18 protein-coding genes are annotated in these 23,392 nt (G+C 73.6%); 6 read left to right on the top strand and 12 right to left on the bottom strand.

The features are described 5' to 3' along the window. Positions 1 to 109 precede the first annotated feature (109 nt). Both RMN57_RS28400 and RMN57_RS28395 read left to right on the top strand, forming a co-directional pair. A complete protein-coding gene (locus RMN57_RS28400) occupies positions 110 to 1,108 on the top strand; it encodes an NAD-dependent epimerase/dehydratase family protein (RefSeq protein ID WP_313766123.1) in 999 nt (332 codons plus the stop codon). An 88-nt stretch (positions 1,109 to 1,196) separates the two neighbouring features. After that, positions 1,197 to 2,459, top strand: coding sequence for a methylmalonyl-CoA mutase family protein (locus tag RMN57_RS28395; protein ID WP_380236820.1), 1,263 nt, complete (start codon positions 1,197 to 1,199; stop codon positions 2,457 to 2,459). A gap of 62 nt (positions 2,460 to 2,521) precedes the next feature. Here the strand turns inward: RMN57_RS28395 and RMN57_RS28390 are convergent, their stop codons facing one another. The 8 genes from RMN57_RS28390 to RMN57_RS28355 form a co-directional block, all read right to left on the bottom strand. Beyond that, entirely contained in the window at positions 2,522 to 3,358 is an 837-nt protein-coding gene (locus RMN57_RS28390; protein ID WP_313768002.1) for a sigma-70 family RNA polymerase sigma factor, read from the bottom strand. A 1,402-nt stretch (positions 3,359 to 4,760) separates the two neighbouring features. Further along, entirely contained in the window at positions 4,761 to 5,417 is a 657-nt protein-coding gene (locus RMN57_RS28385) for a hypothetical protein (RefSeq protein ID WP_313766121.1), read from the bottom strand. Continuing rightward, positions 5,417 to 6,496 carry an SCO0930 family lipoprotein gene (locus RMN57_RS28380; RefSeq protein ID WP_313766120.1) on the bottom strand — a complete coding sequence of 360 codons (1,080 nt, stop codon included), beginning with the start codon at positions 6,494 to 6,496 and terminating at the stop codon, positions 5,417 to 5,419. The genes RMN57_RS28385 and RMN57_RS28380 overlap by 1 nt, the downstream gene beginning before the upstream one ends. A gap of 230 nt (positions 6,497 to 6,726) precedes the next feature. Further along, positions 6,727 to 8,169: an NADH-ubiquinone oxidoreductase-F iron-sulfur binding region domain-containing protein gene (locus RMN57_RS28375; protein ID WP_313766119.1), complete on the bottom strand. Its 1,443-nt coding sequence runs from the start codon at positions 8,167 to 8,169 to the stop codon at positions 6,727 to 6,729. Next, a complete protein-coding gene (locus tag RMN57_RS28370; RefSeq protein ID WP_313766118.1) occupies positions 8,166 to 8,915 on the bottom strand; it encodes a hypothetical protein in 750 nt (249 codons plus the stop codon). The genes RMN57_RS28375 and RMN57_RS28370 overlap by 4 nt, the downstream gene beginning before the upstream one ends. A gap of 254 nt (positions 8,916 to 9,169) precedes the next feature. Continuing rightward, a complete protein-coding gene (locus tag RMN57_RS28365) occupies positions 9,170 to 10,561 on the bottom strand; it encodes a DUF1996 domain-containing protein (RefSeq protein ID WP_313766117.1) in 1,392 nt (463 codons plus the stop codon). Between the two features lie 72 nt (positions 10,562 to 10,633). Continuing rightward, positions 10,634 to 11,362: a DUF4142 domain-containing protein gene (locus tag RMN57_RS28360; RefSeq protein ID WP_313766116.1), complete on the bottom strand. Its 729-nt coding sequence runs from the start codon at positions 11,360 to 11,362 to the stop codon at positions 10,634 to 10,636. 399 nt (positions 11,363 to 11,761) lie between these two features. Beyond that, a complete protein-coding gene (locus RMN57_RS28355) occupies positions 11,762 to 12,415 on the bottom strand; it encodes a helix-turn-helix domain-containing protein (RefSeq protein WP_313766115.1) in 654 nt (217 codons plus the stop codon). Between the two features lie 1,125 nt (positions 12,416 to 13,540). Here RMN57_RS28355 and RMN57_RS28350 point away from each other — a divergent pair. Next, positions 13,541 to 14,614: a LysR family transcriptional regulator gene (locus tag RMN57_RS28350; protein ID WP_313766114.1), complete on the top strand. Its 1,074-nt coding sequence runs from the start codon at positions 13,541 to 13,543 to the stop codon at positions 14,612 to 14,614. Positions 14,615 to 14,701: 87 nt separating this feature from the next. Here RMN57_RS28350 and RMN57_RS28345 read toward each other — a convergent pair whose 3' ends face one another. Beyond that, positions 14,702 to 16,579, bottom strand: a complete 1,878-nt coding sequence (locus tag RMN57_RS28345; protein WP_313768001.1) for an amidohydrolase — start codon at positions 16,577 to 16,579, stop codon at positions 14,702 to 14,704. Between the two features lie 134 nt (positions 16,580 to 16,713). Next, on the bottom strand, positions 16,714 to 17,268 hold the full coding sequence (locus tag RMN57_RS28340) for a DNA starvation/stationary phase protection protein (RefSeq protein WP_313766113.1): 555 nt from the start codon (positions 17,266 to 17,268) through the stop codon (positions 16,714 to 16,716). Positions 17,269 to 17,575: 307 nt separating this feature from the next. On the opposite strand from RMN57_RS28340, the gene RMN57_RS28335 reads away from it, so the two are divergent. From RMN57_RS28335 to RMN57_RS28325, 3 genes are all read left to right on the top strand, one after another. Further along, positions 17,576 to 18,412: an alpha/beta hydrolase gene (locus tag RMN57_RS28335; protein WP_313766112.1), complete on the top strand. Its 837-nt coding sequence runs from the start codon at positions 17,576 to 17,578 to the stop codon at positions 18,410 to 18,412. A 198-nt stretch (positions 18,413 to 18,610) separates the two neighbouring features. Continuing rightward, positions 18,611 to 19,036, top strand: a complete 426-nt coding sequence (locus RMN57_RS28330; protein WP_313766111.1) for an SsgA family sporulation/cell division regulator — start codon at positions 18,611 to 18,613, stop codon at positions 19,034 to 19,036. 165 nt (positions 19,037 to 19,201) lie between these two features. Next, positions 19,202 to 19,903 (top strand): transglycosylase family protein, encoded by a 702-nt coding sequence (locus RMN57_RS28325; RefSeq protein ID WP_313766110.1) that lies wholly within the window; start codon positions 19,202 to 19,204, stop codon positions 19,901 to 19,903. Between the two features lie 91 nt (positions 19,904 to 19,994). Here the strand turns inward: RMN57_RS28325 and RMN57_RS28320 are convergent, their stop codons facing one another. Both RMN57_RS28320 and RMN57_RS28315 read right to left on the bottom strand, forming a co-directional pair. Further along, a complete protein-coding gene (locus RMN57_RS28320) occupies positions 19,995 to 20,717 on the bottom strand; it encodes a hypothetical protein (RefSeq protein ID WP_313766109.1) in 723 nt (240 codons plus the stop codon). Between the two features lie 168 nt (positions 20,718 to 20,885). Next, positions 20,886 to 23,180 carry an RICIN domain-containing protein gene (locus tag RMN57_RS28315; RefSeq protein WP_313766108.1) on the bottom strand — a complete coding sequence of 765 codons (2,295 nt, stop codon included), beginning with the start codon at positions 23,178 to 23,180 and terminating at the stop codon, positions 20,886 to 20,888. Positions 23,181 to 23,392: the final 212 nt, after the last annotated feature.

The raw sequence follows: 23,392 nt of genomic DNA, 5'->3' as shown, positions 1-23,392 counted from the left end.
GCCGCGCCGCCGACGCGTCGGCGGCGCGGCGCACACCCATGAGCAGGTGCACTCCGCGGTCCTGGGCGGCCGCCGGGGTCCACCCGTGCTTCCGAACGAAGGACAAGACATGCGCAACCTGGTGACCGGGGCCAGCGGGTTCCTGGGCAGCCATCTCGTCGAGGGCCTCCTCGCCGCCGGCGAGGACGTGACCGCCCTGGTCCGCAGGTCCAGCGACCGCAGCCACCTCGACCGGCTCGGGGTCGACGTCGTGGAGGCCGACCTCCTGGACCGCGGCGCGCTCGTGAAGCGCGTCGCGGGCTTCGACCGGGTCTTCCACTGCGCCGCGATGGTCAAGGACTGGGGCACCTGGAGCGAGTTCCGCGCCGCCAACGTGACCAGCGTGCAGAACCTCCTGGAGGCGTCCGCCGCCGCAGGGGTCGGGCTCTTCGTCCACGTCAGCTCGACGGACGTGTACGGCCACCCGGACCGCGTCGTCGACGAGAGCGCGCCGCTGCGCCGCCGCGGCTTCCTCTACGGCGACACCAAGATCGAGGCCGAGGAACTCCTCTGGCAGTTCATCGACCGGCACGACCTGCCCACGGTCGTGGTCCGGCCCGCCAGCCTGTACGGGCCCCGGTCGAAGACCTTCGTCGACGACGCCCTGAAGCTGCTGCGCGAGGGCACCCCGATGATCCCGGCGAACCGTTCGGCAGGACTCACCGAGGTGTCGAACGCCGTGGACGCGATCCTGCTCCTTGCGTCGGACAAGCGGAGCGTGGGCAGGGCGTTCAACATCACCGACGACTCGCCGGTCAGCTGGCAGACCTACTTCGAGCGGCTGGCCGAGATCGCGGGCCTGCCGCGGCCCCGGTTCGTGCCGATCCCCCGGCGTGCCGCGTACACGGCGGCGTGGGCGATCGAGGCCGCCTACCGCGGGCTGCGCCTGACGTCGAGCCCCCCGCTGACCAGGCTCGCGGTGGACATCCTGACCACCGAGCAGGGGTTCTCCAGCGAACGGCTCCGCTCCGAATTCGGGTACCGCCCGCGGATCGACTTCGAGGAGGGCATGCGGAGGCTGCGCGAGGAGCTGCGCGGCCGACCGTCCCCGGACTCGCCCACGAGGTAGCGGGACGGCGGGACGCCACCGCGGCAGGGCCCCGGACGGAGTGTCGAGTCGTCGCGGCACACCGCGGCCGTTACGGAGAGGAACCGTCATCGACATCGACGCACAGCACGTGACACGCGGGGCCGGTTCCGGACAGCCCCTCGGGCCCGGAGGGCTCCCCCGTATCCGGGCCGTCCACGCCTCGACGCCTACCGGACGGCCGCGGACGGCGCGCCCGTACGCCGGTCCCGGTTCGGTGGTCGAGGCCAATGCCCGGTTCCGGCAGCTCGTCGCGGACGGTGCGACGGACCTGTCGGTGGCCTTCGACCTGCCGAGCCGGGCGGGCCACGACAGCGATGCCCCGATCGCGGCCGGCGAGGTCGGCCGGACCGGGATCGCCGTCGATTCGATCGACGACATGCGGGTCCTCCTCGGCGGCCTCCCGCTGGCCGAGGTCTCCACCTCGCTCCGGCTCGGCGCGCCCGGCGCGGCGCCGTTCCTGCTGCTCTGCCAACTGGTGGGCGAGGAGCAGGGCGTGGCCGCCGACCGGCTCACCGGCGCGATCCGGAGCGACGTCCTGGAGGAGTGCGTCACGCGGGGAACGCACCTCTTCCCGCCGGGACCGTCACGGCGGCTGCTCGCCGACACGTTCCGGTACTGCGCCGCGGAGGTCCCGAGGTGGGACGCGGTGTCGGTCTCCGGCCGCGCCCTGGCGGACGCGGGTGCCTCGCCCGCACAGGAGCTCGCCTTCACCCTCGCGACCGGGATCGAGTACGTCCGGGCGGCGGTGGCGGCCGGGATCGACGTCACGGACTTCGCACCACGGTTGTCCTTCCTGTTCGCCGAACCGGCGGCGCTCGCCGAAGAGCGCGCCAAGTACCGCGCCGCACACCGGATCTGGGCCCGGGTGATGCACGAGGAGTTCGGTGCCCGGGACCCCGGGGCGCTGCTGCCGCGCCTCGGCATCGGGACCGCGGGGGCGCCCGCGGACGAACTCGAGACGGCCGCGCTGGACCTCCTGGGCGAGGTCGAGCGGCACGGCGGGGCGGCCGGTGCCGCGGCCCGCGGCTTCCAGGAGCGCGAGATCGGGCGCCACGCGCACCGCACCGGCCGGGTGGACGAAGGGGGACCGTACGAGGCGGCGCGCATCGATCCGGCGATCGAGGCCCGGCAGGCCGAACGCCTCTGCAAGCTCCGCGCCCTGCGGGACTCCTCCCGAACGGGCGACGCGCTCGTCCGGCTGCAGGAGGCGGCCGGGGGCACCGCCAACGTCCTCCACCCGATGAAGGAGGCTCTCGCCGCGTACGCCACGGTCGGAGAGGTCTGCGCCGCACTGCGCGAGGTGTGGGGCACGTCCGCCCCCGCGGTCTGACCCGTGGTTCGGCCCGCCCACGCCGTCGGGGGCACGAGGCCGCGCGCGTCGAGGACGGCTGCTCACCGCCGCCGGACCGGACGCCGGAGGCGGCGCGCGGCCTCGCGGCCCGGGACGGTCGAAACCGCGACCACGGCACGGTGGTTGGCGCGCTCGACCTCCCCGGCCACCCGGGCGCAGCCCTCGCAGTTCTCCAGGTGCCGGGCCAGTTCGGGGCCGCGCCGCCGGCCGGGGCGCCGGATGGCTTCGGCCAGCCGGGCGGTGAAGTAGTGGCACGCCGGCTCGGCGCCCTCGTCCACGTCCTCACGCAGGTAGGCCTCGCGCAGTCCCTCCCGGGCCCGCGCGGCGAGGGAGCGGACGCCGCTCGCCGTCATACCCATCCGTTGCGCGACGGCGGCCGCCGGCTCGCCCTCCACCACGGTGAGCCAGAGGAGCACCTGCCACCGCTCGGGGAGGGAGCGGTAGGCCTTGGCGACCAGGGCCGTCTCCTCGGTGGCGAGCAGCGCGGCCTCGGTCTCCGCGTCGCCGGCGAGGTGTTCGACCCAGGTCTCGAAGTCCTCCGGCAGCAGCACCCGCCGGGTGAAGTGCCTGCTCCACTCCATCGCCGTGCGACGGACGCAGGCCATCAGGTAGGGGCGCCAGGCGTGGCGCGGTCCGTGGCCGCGGGCCACCGAGACGTAGGTGCGGGCGTAGGCCTCGGCGGCGAGGTCCTGGGCGGTCTGGGCGTCGCGGCAGTAGCCGCGTGCGTAGGCCAGCACGGCGCCGTGGTGGCGGGTGAAGACCTCGGCCATCACGGCTCCGACACGGGAGGTGTCGCTGGCGGTCGCGGCGGGAAGGACCGCGGAGAGCTCGACGTCGCTCAAGGTGCTCAGACCCAGTCCGTAGTCGTCGGAACGCACGGTCAAAGTGTTCTCCTCAGGTCTGGTCGCCCCGTGGTGGGAAGGTCACGCGCACCGGGGGGTGCGGCGGCCGCACGGGGCCGGGGAGATCGGGGGCTCGGTTGTCGGCGAGCGGCTCAGGCGCGGCGCTGCACCTGGCGGCTCTTGGGCGACCTGGCGCGGGGGCACCCGGTCGCGGGGGACGTGACGATGTCGATGCCCTCGGCCTGCCCGGGTCGGCGACACCGGTGAGGGACGGCTGCCGCGCCGTCGGGAGGCGGTGGAGGGTGGTCCACAGCACACCAGCCGGACGGCTTTCCGGCAATCGTCTCCTCGCTCGCCACCTGTCCGCCCATTCCCAAACCGAATAGCGGGCGACGCCCGCCGGGCGGTGTTCGCGGGTGCCCGGTCGGCCGGTGGCCCGTGTCTGCGCAGACCCCACCGGTCCCATCAGTCCCGGCGCGCGGGCGAAGTCCTGTGCGTAACAGAAATGCCAATTCGGGTTTGGCATGTTCCGAATCCGTAGCGTGACGCAACCGATGGCGCCGTGACGGGCGAGCGGGTACACGCCACGAGGGGGTGTCGCATCGCCAGAAGCGGCTCCACGACGCCGTGTTCGGCCCTCCGCCGTCGACGCACCGTGCGCGGGCATGCGCACTGTGCGCTCGTGGCGCGGTCGGCGCCGGAGGTATCGGCCAAGGGGGAAGGGGGCGGCAACTCCCGCCCGTGCCAACGAAACTGGGACGTCCGAGGCGTCATGACCATGCAGACCGACCGCCGCCGGCGGGGCGCGTTCCCGGCCCTCACGACGGTCCAACAAGGGCGCGCCCCCGGACGGAGGCGTGAGCGTCGGACATCGGGCGTCGGCGCCCGGCGTGGGCGCGCCACGAGGCCGGTACGGGCCCGGCGAGGGCGCCCGGCACTCGGCACTCGGCACTCGGCACTCGGCACCCGGGCGGGCGGCGGTACGTCACGCTCTCCCCGGCGGCGCCCGGCGACGCCTCACCCGGCCCTGTTCTGCGACCAGCGGCCGGACGGCCGCCGAAGCGGGCTCGCCCGGGTCCCCGGGCCCACTCCCCCGCCCCGGCCCCGGCCCCGGCCCCGCCACCGACGTCCCCCACGCCGCCGCCCCGGGCCCGACGGCCCACCCGGCGGTGCGGGCACTCCGGCCGGCCTCGGCCGCGGACGTCCGGGCCCACGGCGGCCCCGTGGGAACGCCCTGCCCCCGCACCTCGCCACGGCCCTGCTCCTCGCGGAACGAATCGCCGTTCACCTCCTCACGCCCGGCCCGGGCCCCCGGGCCCGTGACACCGGCACCCTCCCCGGAACCACGACGGCGGTGGCGATGCCACGCAGACTCCCCGGGCCGGGGCCCGGGGAGTCTCCGTGGCATCGCCACCGCCCGATCGGTCGATCGCCGGGGTCAGCCGACACCGGACGGGTCGTGGCCGTCCTGATCGGTACCGGAGCCGTGGTCCGCACCGGCACCCTGGCCGGCGCTGTCCCCGGCACCCTGGCCGGCGTCGGCACCGGCACCCTGGCCGTTACCGGCACCGGCACCGTGATCGCCGTGACCGCCCTCGTCGGCGTGGTCACCGTGATCGCCGTCGACGTGGTCGCCCTGGTCGCCGTGCCCGGTGTGGTCGGTACCGCTCGTGACCACCCCGCCCAGCTTCTGGTGCAGGAAGTCCGCGGTGGTGTCGGACAGGACGACCACCCACCGGTCACCCACCAGGTACGACCCGCCGTACTCCTCGGCGCCCGACGTCCAGACCGTCTGGGCCCCGGTGTTCGGGAAGGTGGCGATCCACACCTCGTCCTCGCCGACGTTGCACAGCCCCTGGCGGAGGTCCGCCGTGTCGGCGGTGATGTCCGCCGTACAGCCGATCCGCCGGGCCAGGTCCTCCACCGAGGCACCGGCGACACCGGCCGATGCTCGCGGCAGAGCGAACAGTCCTCCGGTCCCACCCATCAGTTCGACGACGCCCAGGGCGAGCAGGACGGTCATCCCGAGCCACTGGAGCCGGCGACGTGCCTTGCCCTGTGACCGGACGGGCGCCACGGTGGAGTCCCAGGGCATCACTTACCGGTCACCGGCTTCCCGGCGGGGTTGACGGCCGACCACAGGTTGTCCTTGCCGTTCCCGTTGGCGTCACCGGGGGCCTTGTCGCCCGCGAAGGTGTAGACGGGCTTGCAGTTGATGGACAGCTGCCAGGTGCCGTCGGTGCGCTGCATCTTGCCGATCAGCTTCGGGTCCACGCCCTTGACCTGGCTCGGGTCGACGGCGGGCGCCGGCTTCCAGGTCACCGCGCACTGGCCCTCGCACATGGACTTCATCGGCCAGGACGGGTCCTTGGCGTACTGGTACAGCGTCATGCCCTGCGCGTCCACGACGATCTGGCCGAGCTGCGCGTTCGTGGTCACGGAGACCCCGGCCCCGCCGGTGGCCGGCTGAGCCGGCTGGGACGGCTGGGGCTTCGGCGCCGTGCCGGCCGTCTCCGACGGGTAGGCCGGCGCAGCGGTGGCCGCGGGGGCCGCCTTCTTGCCGTCGGGGGCCAGGGCGAACCAGACCCCGCCGACGCCCTGGCCCTTGGTGTCACCGGCCGCGGTGTCCTGCGCGTAGCGGTAGACCGGCCAGCCGCCCAGCGTCAGCTGCTTCGACCCGTCGGCCCGGGTGACCTCGCCGAGCATCGCGGCGTCGATCCCGGTCCCCGCGGTGGTGCCCTCCTTGGCGACCGGCGGCCAGGTCTTGGCGCAGCCGTCGTTGCAGTTGGACATCGGGGGCTTGGCGGTGTCCTTGTCGAACCGGTACAGGGTGAAGCCCTGACTGTCGGTGACCACCATGCCGAGCTTGGGGTCGTTGCGCCAGGTCAGCGTTCCCCCGGCCTGCCCCTCGCCCGCCGACGCACCCGCCGAGGCGCCCGCGGACGCACCCGCACTCGCCGAGGCCCCGGCGGACGGCGACCCGCTGGCGCCGCCGTACGAGCCGTACGAACCGTAGGAGCCGCCGCCGGCCGGCGCGGCGTCCTGCGCACCGACCAGCTGGCCGGATCCGGACGGCGTCTTGGCACTGCTGCTCATGCTGCCCCAGAGGGCCATCACCACGAGCCCGACCAACAGGACGCAGAGCCCGGCCAGTCCGTATCGCTTCGTCAACATGTTGCTTGCCTTTCCATCGGTGGAATCTGGCCTTCCGTGGATCTGTGCGTCCCCGGTGACCCGGTCCGGCGTCGAGCGCCGGTCCCCGGGCACGGGACGCGGATGTCAGGGTCGATAGCCCTCCGGAACCTCTCGATCGGTCCGCCGCCCCGACGGGCGGCGCGGGCGGCGGCGCGAACCCCTGCGACGGCACGGGCCGCGCTCCGCGGCGAGCGCCGGCCGTGCCGGCCTCACTGCATCCGCAGCGCGAGCGCGGGACACCGGTCGACGGCGCGCGCCGCCTGGGAGAGCAGCCGCGCGGGTACCGGCATCACGGCGGCGGCGGGGAACCCGTCCGGCCCCAGCCGGATGACGTCGGGCAGGACACCGGTGCACAGGCCGTGGGCCTCGCAGAGCGTCCAGTCGACGACGATGGAGCCGGCACTCTCCACCTCCGGCAGCGGCAGGACGTCCTGCGACGGCCGTCCGCAGCCGCCCTGGTACGAGTGCGCGACCAGGTCGTCGTCGAACACGGCCAGGGAGGAGGCCACGAACCGCGCGGCGGCGTCGGGGTGGCTGCACGCGCCGCGGCCGGTGACCGCCTGCATGCCGGCCTGCACCCGGTCGAGGGCGCGCTGCCCACCGCCGCGGACCAGGTCCTCCAGGGCCGACGTCAGGTCGGGCAGACCGATGTAGCAGGGCCCGCACTGGCCGGCCGTCTCGTCCGCCATCCAGCGGGAGATCCGGACGACCTCCCACAGCGGGCAGGTCGTCTCCGGCAGCGGCAGGATGGCCCCGGCGCCCAGCGCCCCTCCGAGGCGCTGGAAGGACTGGCGGGAGATCACGGCCTGGCGGGCCGCGTCGGGCGTCAGCCACTTCCCGTGGTACCCGCCGACCAGCACGCCCTGCCCGATGTCCAGCTCGCACGCCGCCAGGACGGTCTCCAGCGGCACCCCGGTGGGGGTCTCCACCACGGTGGAGCCGGCGATGGTGAGCAGCACCGTGCCGGGCTCGTCGGGGAGACCGTTCTCCCGGTAGGGCAGTGCACCCCAGCGGGCCGCCACGGCGAGCTGGGCGTACGTCTCGGCGTTGGACAGCAGGGTGGGGGCTCCCCCGACACCGCTGTCGCTGGTGCGCACGCCGCCTCCCCGGGGCAGGGCGATCCCGTTGGTGATGCCGCGGGCCAGCGAGCTCCCCTCCCCCGTCACGAACCGTTCGGGCAGTCGCACCACCTCCACCGGCGGCTTCACCGACCTCCGTTCGGCCAGCGCCTGGCGCAGGGACTCCTCGGTGTCGGCCCGGGTGACGCCGATCGCCACCCGTTCCGCGCCGATCGCGGTGGCCGCGATCAGTGCACCGTCCACCACGAGGTGCGGGGCGCGCAGGATCAGCGTGGTGTCCTTCAGGCAACTCGGTTCTCCTTCCGTTCCGTTGACGACGACGACCGGTGTGGTGCGGCGCCGGGCAGCCGACTTGACGACCGCCCTGATCTTCCGGGCGAAGGGGAATCCGGCACCTCCCCGGCCGCGCAGGTCCACGTTCTCGGCCAGTTCGGCCAGTTCCTCCGCGCCCATCGACGGCAGCTGGCCGTGGACCTGGAGGTGCGAGCGGTAGTCGACCCGGTACAGGCTCTCCAGGCCGGCGAACAGGACCGGCCGTCCGAACCAGAGGACGGGTGGCGGGTAGGTACTCACGCGCCCTGCCGCCGTCGTCCGACTCCGGCGCCGGCTCCGGCGCCGGCCAGGCCCGGCCCGGCGGCGAAGCCCCGGCCCACGGCCAGGCCCGGCTCGGCCGCCGTGGCCTGCCCGCCGACCACCGGCAGGCGCTGGGTGGTGGCCTCGGGGGCACCACCGGCCTCCGTCGGGAGCGGCCGTGCGGGGGCCTGCCGCGGGCCGGAACGGTCCTGCAGGGCCAGCCGGACCGTGAGCGCGCCTGCCACGCCCAGGACGGCCACCCCGTACAGCACGACCACCCAGGGGGCCGCGACCCGGCCCGACTGCAGCCCGTGGACCAGGCCCGCACCCCACGCCGGGTACGAGAACAGGTGGATGACCCTCCACCGGCGCGCGTCACCCGAGCGGGCGAGCCTGCCCCGGGCCGCCCCGGCCAGCGCCACCGCAGGGAACAGGTACCCGGCGACGGTCCCCAGGCCGAAGACCACGGGCTTGACCGGGTCGGTGAACGGCACGAAGGCCGCCAGCGCACCGATCTGTCCCACGATCAGCTTCATCCAGACGTGCAGGACGAGGAAGACGACTCCCCCGACGCCCATCGCGCGGTGGACGGCCTGCGCGATGAGCCGGTGCGACGGGCTCAGGACCAGCCGGTCGGTCGCCGCCAGGCCCCACAGGACCGCGGAGGTGAACGACACGAGTGCCAGCACACCGACGGCGAACGTCAGGAACGCCTGCAGTCTGGGGTCCACGACGATGGCCGTCACGCCCAGGCCTCCCGCCAACAGCGGCAGGAACGACCACGGACCCGACCGCTTGCGACCGCCCTCCGCGGGCTGTTCGCCCTCGGCCGCCGGGCGCGCCCGGCCGGGCCGCTCGACGTCCCGCGGCACCGGGCCGAACCGTCGTGACCGCCGCCTCTGCCCTCTCACCATTGCTGAGCCCTCCGGCCTCGTCCTGAACCTGCTGTCGAATCTGGTCCCGGGGCCGGCCGGCACGGGCCGGCCCCGGAAGGGGCGGGTCACCCGCAGCGACGCCCCTGGTTGATGCAACTGACCATCTGGTCCTGCAGGTTCTTGCTCATGTTGTTGATGAAGTCACCGTGATCGGTGATCGGGTTGTGCAGTTGCTCGGGGAAGCTGTCGACCGCGAACCGGACCCCCGCCGGCACGTCGTAGGCGACGCGCTCGACCAGCTGGGGGATCACCTTGAAGTTCTTCGGGCACGCGCCCGAAGCGTTGGAGAAGGCGGTGTGCGTCCGGTGGTTGGCGCTGTCGATGTTCTTGCCGTCCCAGCAGTCCGGGAACTTCAGCGTCCGGACGACCCGGCTCCCCTTCGGGCAGATCGGGTACTTGTCGACGAGCTGGCGGTTCTCGAAGCCCGTGCAGCTCCACGACGCGTGGGCGTTCGCCGGCCCGTTGGTGAAGGCCTTGGCGTCGCCGGTGAGGATGCGCAGGAACTGCTTCATCGGCTGGACCTGGTTCCCGACGGTGGAGGTGTACGTGATGTTCGCCTCGGCCGGCTGCAGGATCCGTCCCACGTTCTTGTCCTTGCCACCACCGGGCGCCTTGGCGTCCTTCTCGTTGGTGCCGTCGAAGACGCGCAGGACCGGCCAGTAGTACGCCGACCCGTCACCGTTGGAGCAGGTGGTGCCCGAGGCGGCGAGTTTGGCGTTGGAGGAGAACGCGTCCGTGGCCACGTTCCCGACGTAGTCGTGCATGTGGTGCGCGCCGTTGCTCACACCGGGGGCGACGATCACGTTGTCGGGGTTGAGGTGGCGGTTCTCGTTGCGCCCGCACCGGGACGTGAAGGAACCGGTGGCCGACCCCTTCTTGGCGGGCGCGGCAACGTTCGGGGCGTTCTTGATGTCGACGAACCCGCTCTTGTTCTTGGAGAGGGACTTCACCTGCGCGGCGGCCTTGGTCTCGGCGGCGGCGCCGCCCACGCCGTCGGCGCTGAACCCCTTGGCCGCGTCCTGGACCGCCAGGTCGTTCCTGACCGTGCACTTCGCGATGCCCGAGAGGTCCTTCGGCAGCCCGGAGTCCGGACCGGCGCTGTCCGACAGCTTCTTCAGGGTGTCCGCGCGCTTGTTGGCGAGATCGTCCATGACGCGCTTCTCGTTGTCGCCCGGAGCGGGCGCGGCCAGCCGGTTGTACGCGTCCGCCACCTGGACGTCGAGGTCGGCGAGGTTCTTGTCCACCGCCTCCTGGGAGGCTTCCGGCACCTCGTTCAGGGCCACGCCGGCGTCGGCGCAGGCGACGGTGCCGACCCGTGCGGAGCCCGACTTCGAGGTCTGGCGCTGGCCGGCGAAGGCGACCGACACCACCGTTCCCACCGCGCCGGTGCCCAGGACCACCGCCAGCAACAGGGCGCCGGCCCTTCTCTTCGACGTGCCGCGTTTACGGGACTTCATGTACTTCACACTCCTCAGACGGGGTATCGGGCCTGCCGGGCAGGCCGCGGGCAGCCTCGGCCGGGTCGTCCGCTAGCGGGTCGATCCGGCGGGCGCCGGCGGGCGGCTCGCGGACGGCGTGGCCGAACCGGCCGGCGCCGGGTTGAGCTTGTCGAACTTGACGAGTCGGGTGTCCTCCAGGACGTTCATGTGGTCGAGCACCGTGCCGTTGGCCGTGCTCGCCAGGTCCCGGACCGTGGCGTTCTGGGTGCTGGCCCGTACCTGGGCCAGCACCGCGAACACCTGCCCGTGGGCGCTGCGCAGGAGGTTCGCGAAGAGTTCGTCGAACTCCGGGCCCTGCGCGGCCTCCAACTGCCTGAGCCAGCCCTGCTGTTGCGCCGATGGCTCACTGGGCACGCTCTGGTTCAGGGTCTGGGCGGCGGTCAACACCGCTCTGTCGAGGTCGGTGTGACCGTCGATCAGGTGCTGGCCGGCCACCTTGACCTCGGGGGTGGTGCCCTTCGCGAGGGCCATCCGACCTGCGGGGATCTCCCACAGTCCGGCCAGCCGCACCCGCTTGACGAAGTCGCGGTCGAGGGCGGTGAGCGGCCCGGACGGCGTCTGCACCACATCTTGGTCGTCGCTCACCGGGGCGGCGCGATAGGCGCCGGCCGACTTCGCCACGGGGTACACCAGGGCCGCCGCGGTCAGGATCATCGCGACGATGATCAGGACGGTGGCCGACGACCTCGGGACGCGGCTCACCAGGGGGAGGCCGTAGGCGGCCCCGCCCGGTCCACGCTTCTTCCGCAAAGATGACATGGGGGTTCTTCCTCCACCGCACCCGGAGGATCAGGGCCGCGCGGGAGCCACCGGAACGGGTCCGGATGGCCTTCCGGTGGTCCGCGCGGGGACGACCCACGCGCGACGGTCCACGGACGGCGCGGCCGACGAGGGGATGACGAGGCAGCGACGGTCGACTGCCACGAGGGGGACGGCCCGGATCCGAACGCCCGGCGACGCCCCGGACGGGCTCGCAACGGACGGCGTCACGGACGGTGTGACGGGCTTGGTCGCGGGCGGCTCCACGAGCCGCATCACCGCGGGGGTATCACGGACCCACCTGGTCCGGCCCGGTGAGGGCGGGGTCCGGCACCGCGGCCGGACGCACCGTTGCCGTGCGTCGCCGGCACGGGACCGGCCGGCGCCGGCGGACGGGCCTCAGCGCCCGTTCGTCCGGACGGTCCGGTTGGGCCCGGCGGTCTGGAGCAGGGATTGCATCCCCGCTCTGCGGCGCAGGCGGGCGTACTCGGACGCCATGATCTGGATCTTCAGCGCCAGCAGGAGCTCGAACCTGGCCCGGGGGTCGCGCAGACCGCTGCCGAAGACCTTCTCCAGGTTGCGCAGCCGGTTCCGGACGGCCTGCGGGTGGATGCGGAGCAGCCGGGCCGCCGGGAGCGTGCCACCGCCCTCCAGCCAGGCGAGCAGCGTCTCCTCCGTCCACTGCCGCTGCTGCGGTGTCATGTCGGCCAGGCGTCCGAGCCACTTCGCGGAGAGGTGGCTCGCCAGCAGCGGGTCCTGGAAGAGCATGAGGGTCGCCAGGTGGTCCTCGACGAAGTGGATCCCGGCGGAGGCGCCCTGCGGCACCATCGTCAGCAGTTTGCGGGCCCAGCCGAGCGAGACCACCGCGTCCTCGACCGGCACGGCCGGCCCCACCACGGCGGTCCGCCCCTCCAACCAGAGGGCGAGCGCCCGGGGCATGCCCGGCAGCGGATCCGGGATCAGCAGGTAGGGGAGCGTCCCCTTGATGCCGGCGACGACCTCCGCCCCGGAGAGTCCCGGCGGCGGCGTCCCGGGCGAGGAGTACAGCGCCACCGCCTGGACCGTGGTCGGCTGGGTGCGCCCCCGGCCACCGCGGGAACCGTGACCGGTGCCGGTCCGCCCCACCGTGCCGCCGTGGCGCGCCGCGCCGGGGCGACCTGCCGTGCCGCTGTGACCCGCTGCGCCGCTTCGGCCCGCCGTGCCGGCTCGGCCGGCGGCACCTCCGTGGCCCACCGTGCCGCCGTGGCCCACCGTGCCGCTCTGGCTCAGAGAGCCACTGCGGCTCACCTCGCTGCCGCGGGTCACCGTGCCGCCGCGACTCACCGTGCCGCTCTGGCTCACCCCGCCGCTGTGGCTCGCCGTGCCACTGTGGCCGGCGAGGCGGCGCTGTACGGGTTCCCGGCGACCGACGGCCCCCGGGAGGGCGAGGTCGCTCATCGCGACCCCCTTCCCGCGACGTCGAGACAGTTCCCGTCACCGGAACCCGTCGAGAGCGCGCCGACCCGGACGGGCCGGGCGGGACGCGACCCGACGCACCGCGATCCGGTGGTGGCCGTTCCGCCCGCACCGCGTCCCAGCACGAAGAGTTCGTACGGAGTCGGCACCGGCGACCTGCTGCCGGAGCATGCTTCCCGCATGGCGACACCCCTCTCTCTCGAATCCCCGACCCCAACCGGGCCGGACACGTTTAGAGATGGGCCGCAGGAGGTTTCGTCCCGCCGTGTTATCAATCCGTTATCTTCCGAACCGCGCCACACACCCCCGGTGAACCGCCGCCGGCCCTGCCCCGCAAGGGCCGCATGTGCACGCACGGCCGACCGACCGATGGTCGTACGCGCACCCTCACCCGACGAGACCCCGATCGCACAAAGTCCTCACAACCGATCCGGACCGATCTCGAATTCACCCCTGATCACATCTGACTCACCATCACATAACCATGATCACCGACCGCTTCGGTCCGGTCAGGATGGATCACCGGCGGAGCGTCGAGAGGCGTGTTGAGCCTTCGAATCGACGAACGCCGGTCCGTCCCCGCAATTGTGCCGACCGAACAGGTATTCTCCCGGTTGCTTGTAGGCTGTGGCCCCCACCGGGGGATGGCAGGAACTGCGGAAGCCTGTCGCACGGCCCCCAGGCCCGAATGCCCTGCACCACATTCACGCGATCGGGGCCGTGATGCGACTCAACCTGAACCAGCTGGCGATCTTCGCGAAGGTCATCGAATGTGGTGGGTTCTCCGCGGCGGCCCAGGTGCTGTTCCTGAGCCAGTCGTCGGTCTCCAAGCAGGTGCAGAACCTCGAAGCGTCGCTGCGGACCGTCCTGGTCGACCGCTCGGGCCCGAAGATCCGCCCCACCCCGGCCGGCCGGGTCCTGCTCGCCCAGACCAAGGAGATGCTGGCGCTGGCCGATCACGCCGTCGGCGCCGTCCAGGCGGCCGCGCGGTGGCCCAACGAGCGCCTGGTGGTCGGCAGCACGGCCGCCGTGGGCGACTACCTGCTGCCGGCGGTCCTGCGGGAACTGCGGCGCCGCGAGCCCGACGGGCTGTTCACCGTGGTCGTCAACAGCCCCGAGTGCCTGGCCGGCGCGCTCCAGCAGGGCCGGATCGGCGTCGGCGTGGCCGACGGCCCGCTGCCCCCGGGGCGGTACGAGTCGGAGGAGCTCGCCAGCGACGAGATGCTGCTGATCTGCGCGCCCGACCACCCGCTGGCCGGGCAGGAGGTCACACCGGCGGACCTGTCCGCCGAGTCCTTCCTCCTCCTCGAATCGGGCTCCCAGACCCGGCGGCAGCTGCTGGAGCTCCTGCACACCTGGGACCTCGTCGGCGCGCGCACCCTCGACCTGTGGGGAACGGAGAGCGTCCGGGAGGCCGTCCGCATCGGCCTGGGCATCAGCCTGGTCCCCCGGCGCTCCGTCCGCTTCGAGCTCCTGCACGGCGTCCTCGCCGAACTCCACGTCGACCCCGGCCCGACCCCCCGCACCGTCACCGCCAACTGGACCGTCGCCCGCCCCCTCTCCCCCTACGAGGAGCTCCTGCTCTCACTCCTCCGCGAGGTGGCCAACACCCCCACCACACCGCCGAGTTCACTCCCGCCCGAGCCGGGCCGGCCCGGCCCCGGCTCCGGCCCCGGATCCGGCTCCGGGGGCACCCCGCCCCCTCCCGGGATCCCCCTGCAGGCCCGCCGCGCCGCGGGAGGAGCGGAGCCCCCACCGGCTCTGGACGAGGCCGAACCGTCGACCCGCTCGCGGTAGAGCAGGAGGGTCGCGCCGTCCTGGCCGGCAAGACCCGAAAGAGCGGCCCCGGATCCCGCGATGCCCGCTGTGCCGGTGGTCGGAGCGTCAGAAGAAGCAGGGGTCCATCGGCACCGGGGCCTGCCCCGGGAGGGCGAGGCCGCGGGCCACACGCCAGGCGTGCTGTTCGCCCGAGGCCGCCACCGCCTCCAGCACGCCCTCGGCCTGGTGGACGCCGGCCGGGCCGGGCGCGGGGGTGGCGTGGTAGCCGCCGAACCGCGCGACCGGGCTCCAGGACGGCGACACGGCGGGCAGGTCCGGGGCCAGGCCCTGGTGCTCCTGGGCGCCGTGGACGATGCGCCCGCCGACGACGGTGAGAACGGACTCGATGTGCGGGATGTCGGCCTCGGACACGGTGAAGTAGTCGGCGCTGAGCAGCGCGAGGTCGGCGTAACTTCCCACCGACAGACGGCCCTTGACGTTCTCCTCGCCGGTGAGCCGGGCCCCGCCCAGCGTGTAGAGCTCCAGGGCCTGCTCGCGGCCGAGCCGGTTGTGGCCGGCCGCGAGGCGCCTGCCGCTGACCGCCCGGCCGGAGACCAGCCAGTGCAGCGCGACCCAGGGGTTGTAGGAGGAGACCCGGGTGGCGTCGGTGCCCGCGGCGACGGTGAGGCCGCGGTCCAGCATGGCGCGCAGCGGCGGCGCCTCGGCGGCGGCCGGCGCACCGTAGCGCGAGACGAACGCCTCGCCCTGGAAGGAGAGGCGGTTCTGGACGGAGACGGCGCCGCCGAGCGCCGCGATCCGGTCGAGGCTCTCCGGACCGACGGTCTCCGCGTGGTCGAAGAGCCAGCGGTTGCCGTGCGGGAAGAGCCCCTCGGCGGCGAGCTTCTCGAAGACGGCGAGGTCGCGGCGGATGGTCTCGTCGTAGGTGGCGTGCAGCCGGAAGCCCCAGCCGTGCTCCGTCAGCAACCGGACGGCCTTCTCGAACTCCGCCTCGTAGGGGCCGAGTTGCGGCCTCGGCTCGGTGAAGTTCTCGAAGTCGGCCGCGGCCCAGGTGAGGTTCTCCCCCGCCCCGTTCAGGCGCAACCAGGCATCGCCGTCCCCGGGGCGCAAGGTGTTGACCCAGCGGGTGAGGTCGTCCAGCTCCTGCCCCGCGGTCTGGGGGAAGAGGTGGTAGGCGATGCGCAGGGTCAGCTCGCCCCGGCGGGCCAGCTCCATGACGGTGCCGTAGTTCTCGGGGAAGCTCTGGAAGCCGCCGGCGGCGTCGATCGCGGAGGTGAGGCCGAAGCGGTTCAGCTCGCGCAGGAAGTGCCGGGTGGAACCGATCCGGTCGGCCTCGTCCAGCGTCGGTGCCTTGGCCAGGGTGGAGTAGAGCAGCAGCGCGCCCGGGGCGGCGATCAGCAGGCCGGTCGGTTCGCCGTCGTGTCCGCGCACGATCTGGCCGCCGGCGGGGTCGGGGGTGTCCCGGGTGAACCCCGCGGCGCGCAGCGCGGCCCGGTTGAGCAGCGCCGACTGGTAGAGGTGCAGGACGAAGACGGGGGTGTCGGGCGCCGCGGCGTTGAGCTCCGCGAGGGTCGGCAGCCGCCGTTCGGCGAACTGGTCGGCGGACCAGCCGCCCACCACCCGCACCCACTGGCCGGGCGGGGTGCGCTCGGCCTGGAGCCGGAGCATGGCCAGGGCCTCGCGCAGCGTCGGGACACCGTCCCAGCGCAGCTCCAGCACGTAGTTGAGGCCGCCGCGGATGACGTGCAGGTGCGCGTCGTTGAGCCCCGGTACGGCCCGGCGGCCGAGGGCGTCGACCACCCGGGTCTCGGGGCCGACCAGCGGGGCGACGTCCGCGTCGTCGCCGACCGCCTGGATCACTCCGTCCCGGACGGCCAGGGCCGTCGCCCGGGGCCGTCGCGGGTCGTTGGTGTGCACCTTGGCGTTGCGGACGACCAGGTCGGCGGGCCGGGCGGGGGCGCCAGGACGGATCCCGGCGACGGGCATGCTGGACAACGAAGTCCCCTTCGCTCAGTGGCGGTTGGTGGATCGGCCGGGGCGCGCGACCGCGGTGCGCGCCGGGCCGGCGGTGCCGAGTGCGGCGGGGGCCGGGCCCGTCCGGTGACGGGCCCGGCCCGCGGTCACGCTCCCGCCCCGGGGGTGTCGACGAGGTGCTCGGCGAGGAACCAGACCTGGGTCTCGCCGGTCCGGATGATCTGGGAGACCAGCAGGTCCTGGGTGCCGTCGTCGCCCAGCTCCGCCGTACGGGCGGCGGCGTCGCGGGCGTCGGCGAGGATGGTCTCGTGCGCGTCGAGGAGCCCCGAGAGCATCGACGGCACGGGCTCGATGCCGTCCGGCGGGCGCGGCACGCCGGTGATCTGGGCCGCGTGGCGGGGATCGCCCACCGCGACGCCGCCGAGCATCTGCACCCGCTCGGCGAGCGCGTCGACCAGCTCCAGCTGCTCCTGCGCGTGCTTGTCGAAGAGCAGGTGCAGCTGGTAGGCCGTCGGCCCGCGCATGCCCCAGTGGTACTTCTTGTAGAGCGCGTACAGGAACTGGGTGTCCGCCAGGACGCGGTTCAGCCGCTGGGAGGAGTACTGCCGGGCGTCGTGGGAGAGCGCGATCGGCAGCTGCGTGACGGTGCCGAACTCCTGGATCTCGGGGGCGTGCTGGTGGAGGCGTGGCTGGCTGGTCATGGTGCTCCTGCTGCTCCTTCGGGGCGGGGGTGTCGAGAGGCGGCATCAGACTAGGAGCGCCGGGGCCGGGGACCTGTTCCGACGGCGCACCGCCCACAGCCGGTCCGCGCACCGTCGTCGGCGCGGTCGACCACCGACCGCGCGCACCGGCCGGCCGCCGGGCCTCCGACCGCCCGGCGGCCCGGCGGCCCGGCACAGCACTCTCGGACGACACCGTGTGCTCTCAGAGGCCACCGGACGCCGCCCGTCGCCCCTAGCGTCGGAGCACCACAGCCCGCACGCCGCTGTCCGAAAGGGACGAAGACCCATGCCGTTCATCACCGTTGGCCAGGAGAACTCCGCCTCCATCGACCTCTACTACGAGGACCACGGCTCGGGGCAGCCGGTCGTCCTCATCCACGGGTTCCCGCTGAACGGGCACTCCTGGGAGCGGCAGAGCGCCGCGCTGCTCGACGCCGGCTACCGGGTCATCACCTACGACCGCCGTGGCTTCGGCCAGTCCTCCCAGCCCACCACCGGCTACGACTACGACACCTTCGCCGCCGACCTGAACACCGTGCTGGAGACCCTGGACCTCCAGGACGCCGTGCTCGTCGGCTTCTCGATGGGCACCGGCGAGGTCGCCCGGTACGTGTCCGCCCACGGCTCCGCGCGCGTCGCCAAGGTCGCCTTCCTCGCCTCGCTGGAGCCCTGGCTGCTCAAGACCGACGAGAACCCGGACGGCGTCGCCGCCCAGGACTTCTTCGACGGTGTCGTCGCGGCGGTGAAGGCCGACCGCTACGCCTACTACAGCGACTTCTTCCAGAACTTCTACAACCTGGACGAGAACCTCGGCACCAGGATCAGCGAGGAGGCCGTCCGCAACAGCTGGAACGTCGCGGCGGGCGGCGGCTCCTACGCCGCGTCGGCCGCACCGACCACCTGGTCCACCGACTTCCGCTCCGACATCCCCCGCATCGACGTGCCGGCCCTGATCCTGCACGGGACCGGCGACCGCATCCTGCCCGTGGAGAACACCGCGCGCCCGTTCCACCGGGCGCTGCCCACCGCCGAGTACGTGGAGATCGAGGGTGCGCCGCACGGTCTCCTGTGGACCCACGCCGAGGAGGTCAACGCGGCGCTGCTGGCCTTCCTCGCGAAGTGACCCGGACGGCCGCGGCACCCCCGGGCCGCGGCCGTCCGACCCCGCCGCCGGTGGGCGGCCGGGCGCCTCGTCGCCCCGGCCGCCCACCGGCGCGTCCGGCCCTGCCACTGTGTCTGCCCCTGTCCCGGGCCCCCGCCCCTGTCCCCGCCCCTGTCCCGGCCCCGCCCCTGCCTGTCAAAGGCGTTCCCAGGAGAACCCGTGCCCGCCCAAGAGGTCATCAGCACCGACATCGTCCTCGACGCACAGATCGTCCTCGGCGAACACGAGTCCGTCGACGTCCCGGTGCGCCTCGCCTACCGCAGCGACGACCCGCTCGCCGTCGCACTCGAATTCCTCGGCCCCGCAGCGGAGGCGGGTACCTGGCATTTCTCCCGCGACCTCCTCTGGGAGGGACTGCAGAAGCCCACCGGCCTCGGCGACGTCCGCATCTGGCCGCCCTGCCCCTGCCACGGCCGCACCGCCCTGCGCATCATGCTCCTCGGGGACGACGGATCCGTCCTCGTCGACCTCCCGTCCCGCCAGGTGCGTCGCTGGCTCCGCCGCGAGAGCTTCGCGCTGGTCCCCCCGGGCACCGAGGGCGGCGCGATCGACTGGGACGCCGAACTGAGCGGCCTGGCCGGCTGAGGTCCCGGGGCTCGCTGTTCGGGTGGTGTCGGACCGCCGGTCGGATGAGATTACGGCCCCATCGGCAACCCTGCACGGCCGCACGGTGCATGGGTGGAGAGGGCGTTTCGACGCCCGGTCCGGGCATTTCGACGCCCGGTCCCCGTCCCCAACCGCGGAGCCTTCATGTCACCGCTGTCCGTTGCCCGTCGCCTGTTCGCCGGTCTCCTGCTCGCGCTGCTCGCTCTCGCCGCCGTCGTCGGCGGCGGCGGCCCCGGCGGGTCTCCGGCCGCTGCGGCCACCACCGGCGTCCTGGCAGGCGTCGACTGGGACGCACTCGCCCGCTGCGAGAGCGGAGCACGCTGGCACGTCAACAGCGGCAACGGCTACTACGGCGGACTGCAGTTCGACGGGGCCACCTGGCGTGCCAACGGCGGCCTCGCCTACGCGCCCCGCGCGGACCAGGCGACCCGTGAACAGCAGATCGCGGTGGCCGAGAAGCTCGCCGCACGCCGCGGCCTCGCGCCGTGGCCCGGCTGCGCAGCCCGTGCCACCGGCGGCAGCGGCCTCCCCGCCGCCCATGCCGGTACTCACCCGCGTGCCCACCGCCCGGCGCAGCCACGACCGCACGCCCCTGCCGCGTCCGCGCCCCGCACGCCCAGTGCCCACAGTGCCGACGCAGCAGACGCGCCCTCGGCCGCGGAGGACGGCGGCAGCGACGCGGACCGTCCGGGCACCTGGACGGTGCAGCCGGGCGACACCCTCGACGGCATCGCCCACGCCTTCGACACCCCCGGCGGTTGGCCCGCCCTCCACGCACTCAATGCCGACACCATCGGGCCCGACCCGGACCTGCTCCTGCCCGGCCAGGTCCTCGTCCTGAGCTGAGACCCGCGCGGCCCGGGCCGGGCGGGACGCCCACGGCGAGGACGTCGGCGCCGGTCCGTTCCTCCTGGATGTGCCCGGCTGCGGTGTCGGATCAGCCGCGGGCGGCGTTGCGGCGGCGGAGGCGGAAGCCGAGGACGACGAGCACCACGGCGACGACCGCCGTACCGACGGCGGCCCAGGTGGCGACGGTCGAGTCGCCGTCGTCCGCGACGTCCTTCGTCCGGACGTCGGACGTCGCCGTGGCGGTCGCGGGACCGGAGGTGGGGGGACCGGCCGTGGCGGCCCCGGAGGTGGTCGGGTCGGCGGTGCCGGCGCCGGTGGGGGCGGCGGCGGGGACCGTCGGACCGGTGACGGTGCCGGGGGTGACGGCCGGGGACGGGACTGCGGGCGGCCCGACCTTGGGACCCGCGGTGGGCATCGAGCCGACCGGGTCGCTGATGGCGGCGGCCGCCACGTCGAGCTCGCGCTCACCGTGGCCGAGGTCGGGGAAGGCGCAGTCGACGGTGATCTTCCAGTGACCGCTCGGCAGGATCTCCCGGGTGGTGTAGCTGCCCGGGTGGCCCGGGAGGGCGACCAGACGCCAGGGGCCCACCGTGCGCCCGTCGGAGGAGGTGGCGGCGAGCGAGCCGGCGAACCCCTCGACGACCGGGTCGCGGTCGTTCTCGAAGCTGGCGACGGTGGTGACGTGCCCGTTGTCCACCCCGGTGATCTCCAGGTGGACGGTGTCGCCGTGGGCGGAGGCGGTGGTGGCGGCGGGTACGAGAACGGCCGCCCCGGCAACGGCCAGGGCGGCGGCGATGGAACGTATGCGCATGGGCGGTGCTTCCTCGTGCGGTGAGTGGGACGGCCGGGGGCGGCCGCCGTGGATTCACGGCGGCCGCCCCCGGCCGGCGGTCCTACCTGCGGTCAGCGGACCCTATCGGGCGCCGGCGGACCTGTCCGGGGCCGGCGGACCTGTCTGGCGCCGGCGGACCTGTCCGGGTCAGGAGGCCTTCTGCAGGGACCAGCTCTGGTAGGCCTGACCGTTCGGCTGCTGGAGCTCCAGCAGTCGGCCGCCGTAGTACCAGCGGTTGCTGATGCCGAGGACCAGCGAGGTGCCCCGGGCGCTGAGGGTGACGCCGCCGTTGGAGGAGTTCACCTGCCACTTCTGCGCGTCCGCGTCGGAGCACGGCTGCTGGGCGACGTACTGGCCCGCCACCGCGTTGCCGCCCAGCTGGAGGCACTTGTCGGAGCGCACGGACTTGATCCGCACGGTGCCGGAGCCGGCGTCCTCGAAGGTCCACTTCTGGTTGGCGTAGCCGGTGCGCTGGTAGGCGATCGCCACCGTACCGTCGTTCATCGAGCTGCCCCAGAGGTCCGCGGCCTGGCCGGTGAGACCGTTCACCAGGGTGTAGCGGGTGCCGGGCTGCGGCTTGCCGGAGTCGGCGGTGGTCTTGAAGGTGACGGTGCGGCCCGGCTTGGAGACCTTGCCGGCGGCGTCACGGTAGGCGACGGCCACGCTGTACTGGGTACCCGGAGCGAGCCGGACCAGGCCGACCACGGTGGCGCGGACGGTGCCCACGGACTGGCCGTTCAGCAGGACGTCGTAGCCGCTGGCACCGTTGGCGGCCGGCCAGCTCAGCACGGCCGAGCTCTGGGTCACCTGGCTGACCGTCACGTCGGGGCCGGTGGAGCCGGTGGTGGAGGTGGCGGTCGGGGTCGGCGTGGCGGTCGGGGAAGAGGTCCCGGTGGCCGTCGCGGTCGGGGACGGCGTGGCGGTCGGGGAGGAGGACCCGGTGGCCGTCGCGGTCGGGGACGGCGTGGTCGTCCTGGTGGGCGTGGCGGTCGCGGTGGGCGACGCGGTGGGCGACGCGGTGGCGGTCTTGGTCGCGGTGGGCGACGGGCCGGCGGTCTTGGTCGGGGTCGGCGTCGGCGTCGGGGTCGGGCCGGTGCCGCCGCCCGCGATCAGGAACCGGTTGTTGGCGACGTTCCAGTGCGTGGTCAGGTAACTGCCGGGAGCCGGGTTGGTGTTGTAGTAGTCGTCGTGGCGGCAGTCGAGCCGGTCGTCATGCTTGTTGTCCGGGCAGACGGTCTTCATCTGCGGGTAGTTCGGGGCGTCCGAGTAGCACATCAGGTCCCACTCGTCGACGCAGTGGCCGGCCTTGCTGGAGTTCGGCGCGCTGTCGTTGACGGCGCCGAGGTTGTGGCCGAGCTCGTGCGCGGCGGTGGCGCCGTCCCAGCAGCCCGAGTCGCTACGGCCGTACGAGGGGCCGAAGTTGCTCTGGTTGTCCTGGCCGGGACGCTCGTCACCCGCGAAGGTACCGATGCCGCAGTACACCTGGGCGTCGGTGAACATCATGTACTTGCGGTCCTTGCGGTTGAACCCCTGCTTGGCGAGCGCGTTGTTCTGCGAGTTGAAGTCCTTGATCTCGGTGCTGGAGACCTGGACGTTCAGCACCGAGGCGGTGCAGTCGGACTCGGTGACGAAGCGGACGTGCCGCTCTCCGCCGGTCTCCTGGGCGCTGGCGTTGTAGATGACGTCGACGTCCGCGGCCCACTTCTTGAAGGAGGCCAGGTACTGGGCGAAGCGGTCGTTGCCCGGGGCGTGGACGTACACCACCTGGACGCGGTTCCCGCTGGTGCCGTCACCGTCACAGACGACGGTCGGGCCACCCGCGGGCGTGCCGCCGGCCGCGTTCTGCTGCGGGGCGCCTGCCGCTTCGCCGAGCAGCGCCTTGCTACCGGCGTCCAGCACGGGCGAGCCACCCGCCAGCAGGTCGGCGGCGGCCGGCGGCTGGGCGTTGGCGGCCGGGGTCAGCGCGGCCGGCTGGGCGACGGCCGCGGCCACCGGGGCGACGTCCTTGTGGATGTCGATGCCCTGCGGAGGCGCATCGGGGCCGTGGCTGCAGAGCGAACCACCGCTGACCTGCAGCTGTCCGGCGCAGCGGTCGTCGCTGGGCAGGCTCAGGCCGGTGTAGACGAGACCGCGCTCGGGCTGCTCCTTGGGTATCTCCTTGAGCGGTGTCGCCTTGCTGTCACGCTTCGGGGCCGGCGCCTGGGTGCCGCTCTCCGCGGAGCCGGTCTCCCCTTCGTCGTCGGTGACCAGGCCGACCATCTGGCCCGCCCCGAGGACGTCCGCCGACGCCACGGCGGAGTTGTGGGAGGGCGCGTCCACCACGGTCTGGATTCCCAGTGCGCCCGCGACCAGGCCGGCCGCGACCGCGAGGCCGATCAGTGCCGTCCTGCGGGTCGAGCGCTTCTGCCTGCGACGACGAAGCTCGCTGCTCCGGTGTCCCATCACGGTCCTTTCCTCGTGCGAGGGCCCGGGGTCCCCCTGCTGGCGGGACGGGTCCGGGCCTTCCGACACTCAAGAGATCCGACGGGACGGGCGGCAATAACAGAAACCTTCTTCGAAAGTCGCGAGATCGTTCGTCACAAGGCCCGGAACGGTCGGCGCGATCAGACCGCCTGCGGGTGCGGAGCGGCACCCGCGCCGACGCGGATCCCCGC

The organism is Kitasatospora sp. CM 4170 (genome assembly GCF_032110285.1).
Classification (GTDB): Bacteria; Actinomycetota; Actinomycetes; order Streptomycetales; family Streptomycetaceae; genus Kitasatospora; species Kitasatospora aburaviensis.
Note: the sequence above shows the minus strand (reverse complement) of the source record. Positions and strands in the feature narration are given on the sequence as shown.

Excerpts from the sequence above, each read along its gene's own strand:
- RMN57_RS28400 (WP_313766123.1), top strand. The coding sequence starts at position 110 with ATGCGCAACCTGGTGACCGGGGCCAGCGGGTTCCTGGGCAGCCATCTC.
- RMN57_RS28385 (WP_313766121.1), bottom strand. The coding sequence starts at position 5,417 with ATGCCCTGGGACTCCACCGTGGCGCCCGTCCGGTCACAGGGCAAGGCA.
- RMN57_RS28380 (WP_313766120.1), bottom strand. The coding sequence starts at position 6,496 with ATGTTGACGAAGCGATACGGACTGGCCGGGCTCTGCGTCCTGTTGGTC.
- RMN57_RS28365 (WP_313766117.1), bottom strand. The coding sequence starts at position 10,561 with ATGAAGTCCCGTAAACGCGGCACGTCGAAGAGAAGGGCCGGCGCCCTG.
- RMN57_RS28360 (WP_313766116.1), bottom strand. The coding sequence starts at position 11,362 with ATGTCATCTTTGCGGAAGAAGCGTGGACCGGGCGGGGCCGCCTACGGC.
- RMN57_RS28350 (WP_313766114.1), top strand. The coding sequence starts at position 13,541 with ATGCGACTCAACCTGAACCAGCTGGCGATCTTCGCGAAGGTCATCGAA.
- RMN57_RS28345 (WP_313768001.1), bottom strand. The coding sequence starts at position 16,579 with ATGCCCGTCGCCGGGATCCGTCCTGGCGCCCCCGCCCGGCCCGCCGAC.
- RMN57_RS28340 (WP_313766113.1), bottom strand. The coding sequence starts at position 17,268 with ATGACCAGCCAGCCACGCCTCCACCAGCACGCCCCCGAGATCCAGGAG.
- RMN57_RS28335 (WP_313766112.1), top strand. The coding sequence starts at position 17,576 with ATGCCGTTCATCACCGTTGGCCAGGAGAACTCCGCCTCCATCGACCTC.
- RMN57_RS28325 (WP_313766110.1), top strand. The coding sequence starts at position 19,202 with ATGTCACCGCTGTCCGTTGCCCGTCGCCTGTTCGCCGGTCTCCTGCTC.
- RMN57_RS28320 (WP_313766109.1), bottom strand. The coding sequence starts at position 20,717 with ATGCGCATACGTTCCATCGCCGCCGCCCTGGCCGTTGCCGGGGCGGCC.
- RMN57_RS28315 (WP_313766108.1), bottom strand. The coding sequence starts at position 23,180 with ATGGGACACCGGAGCAGCGAGCTTCGTCGTCGCAGGCAGAAGCGCTCG.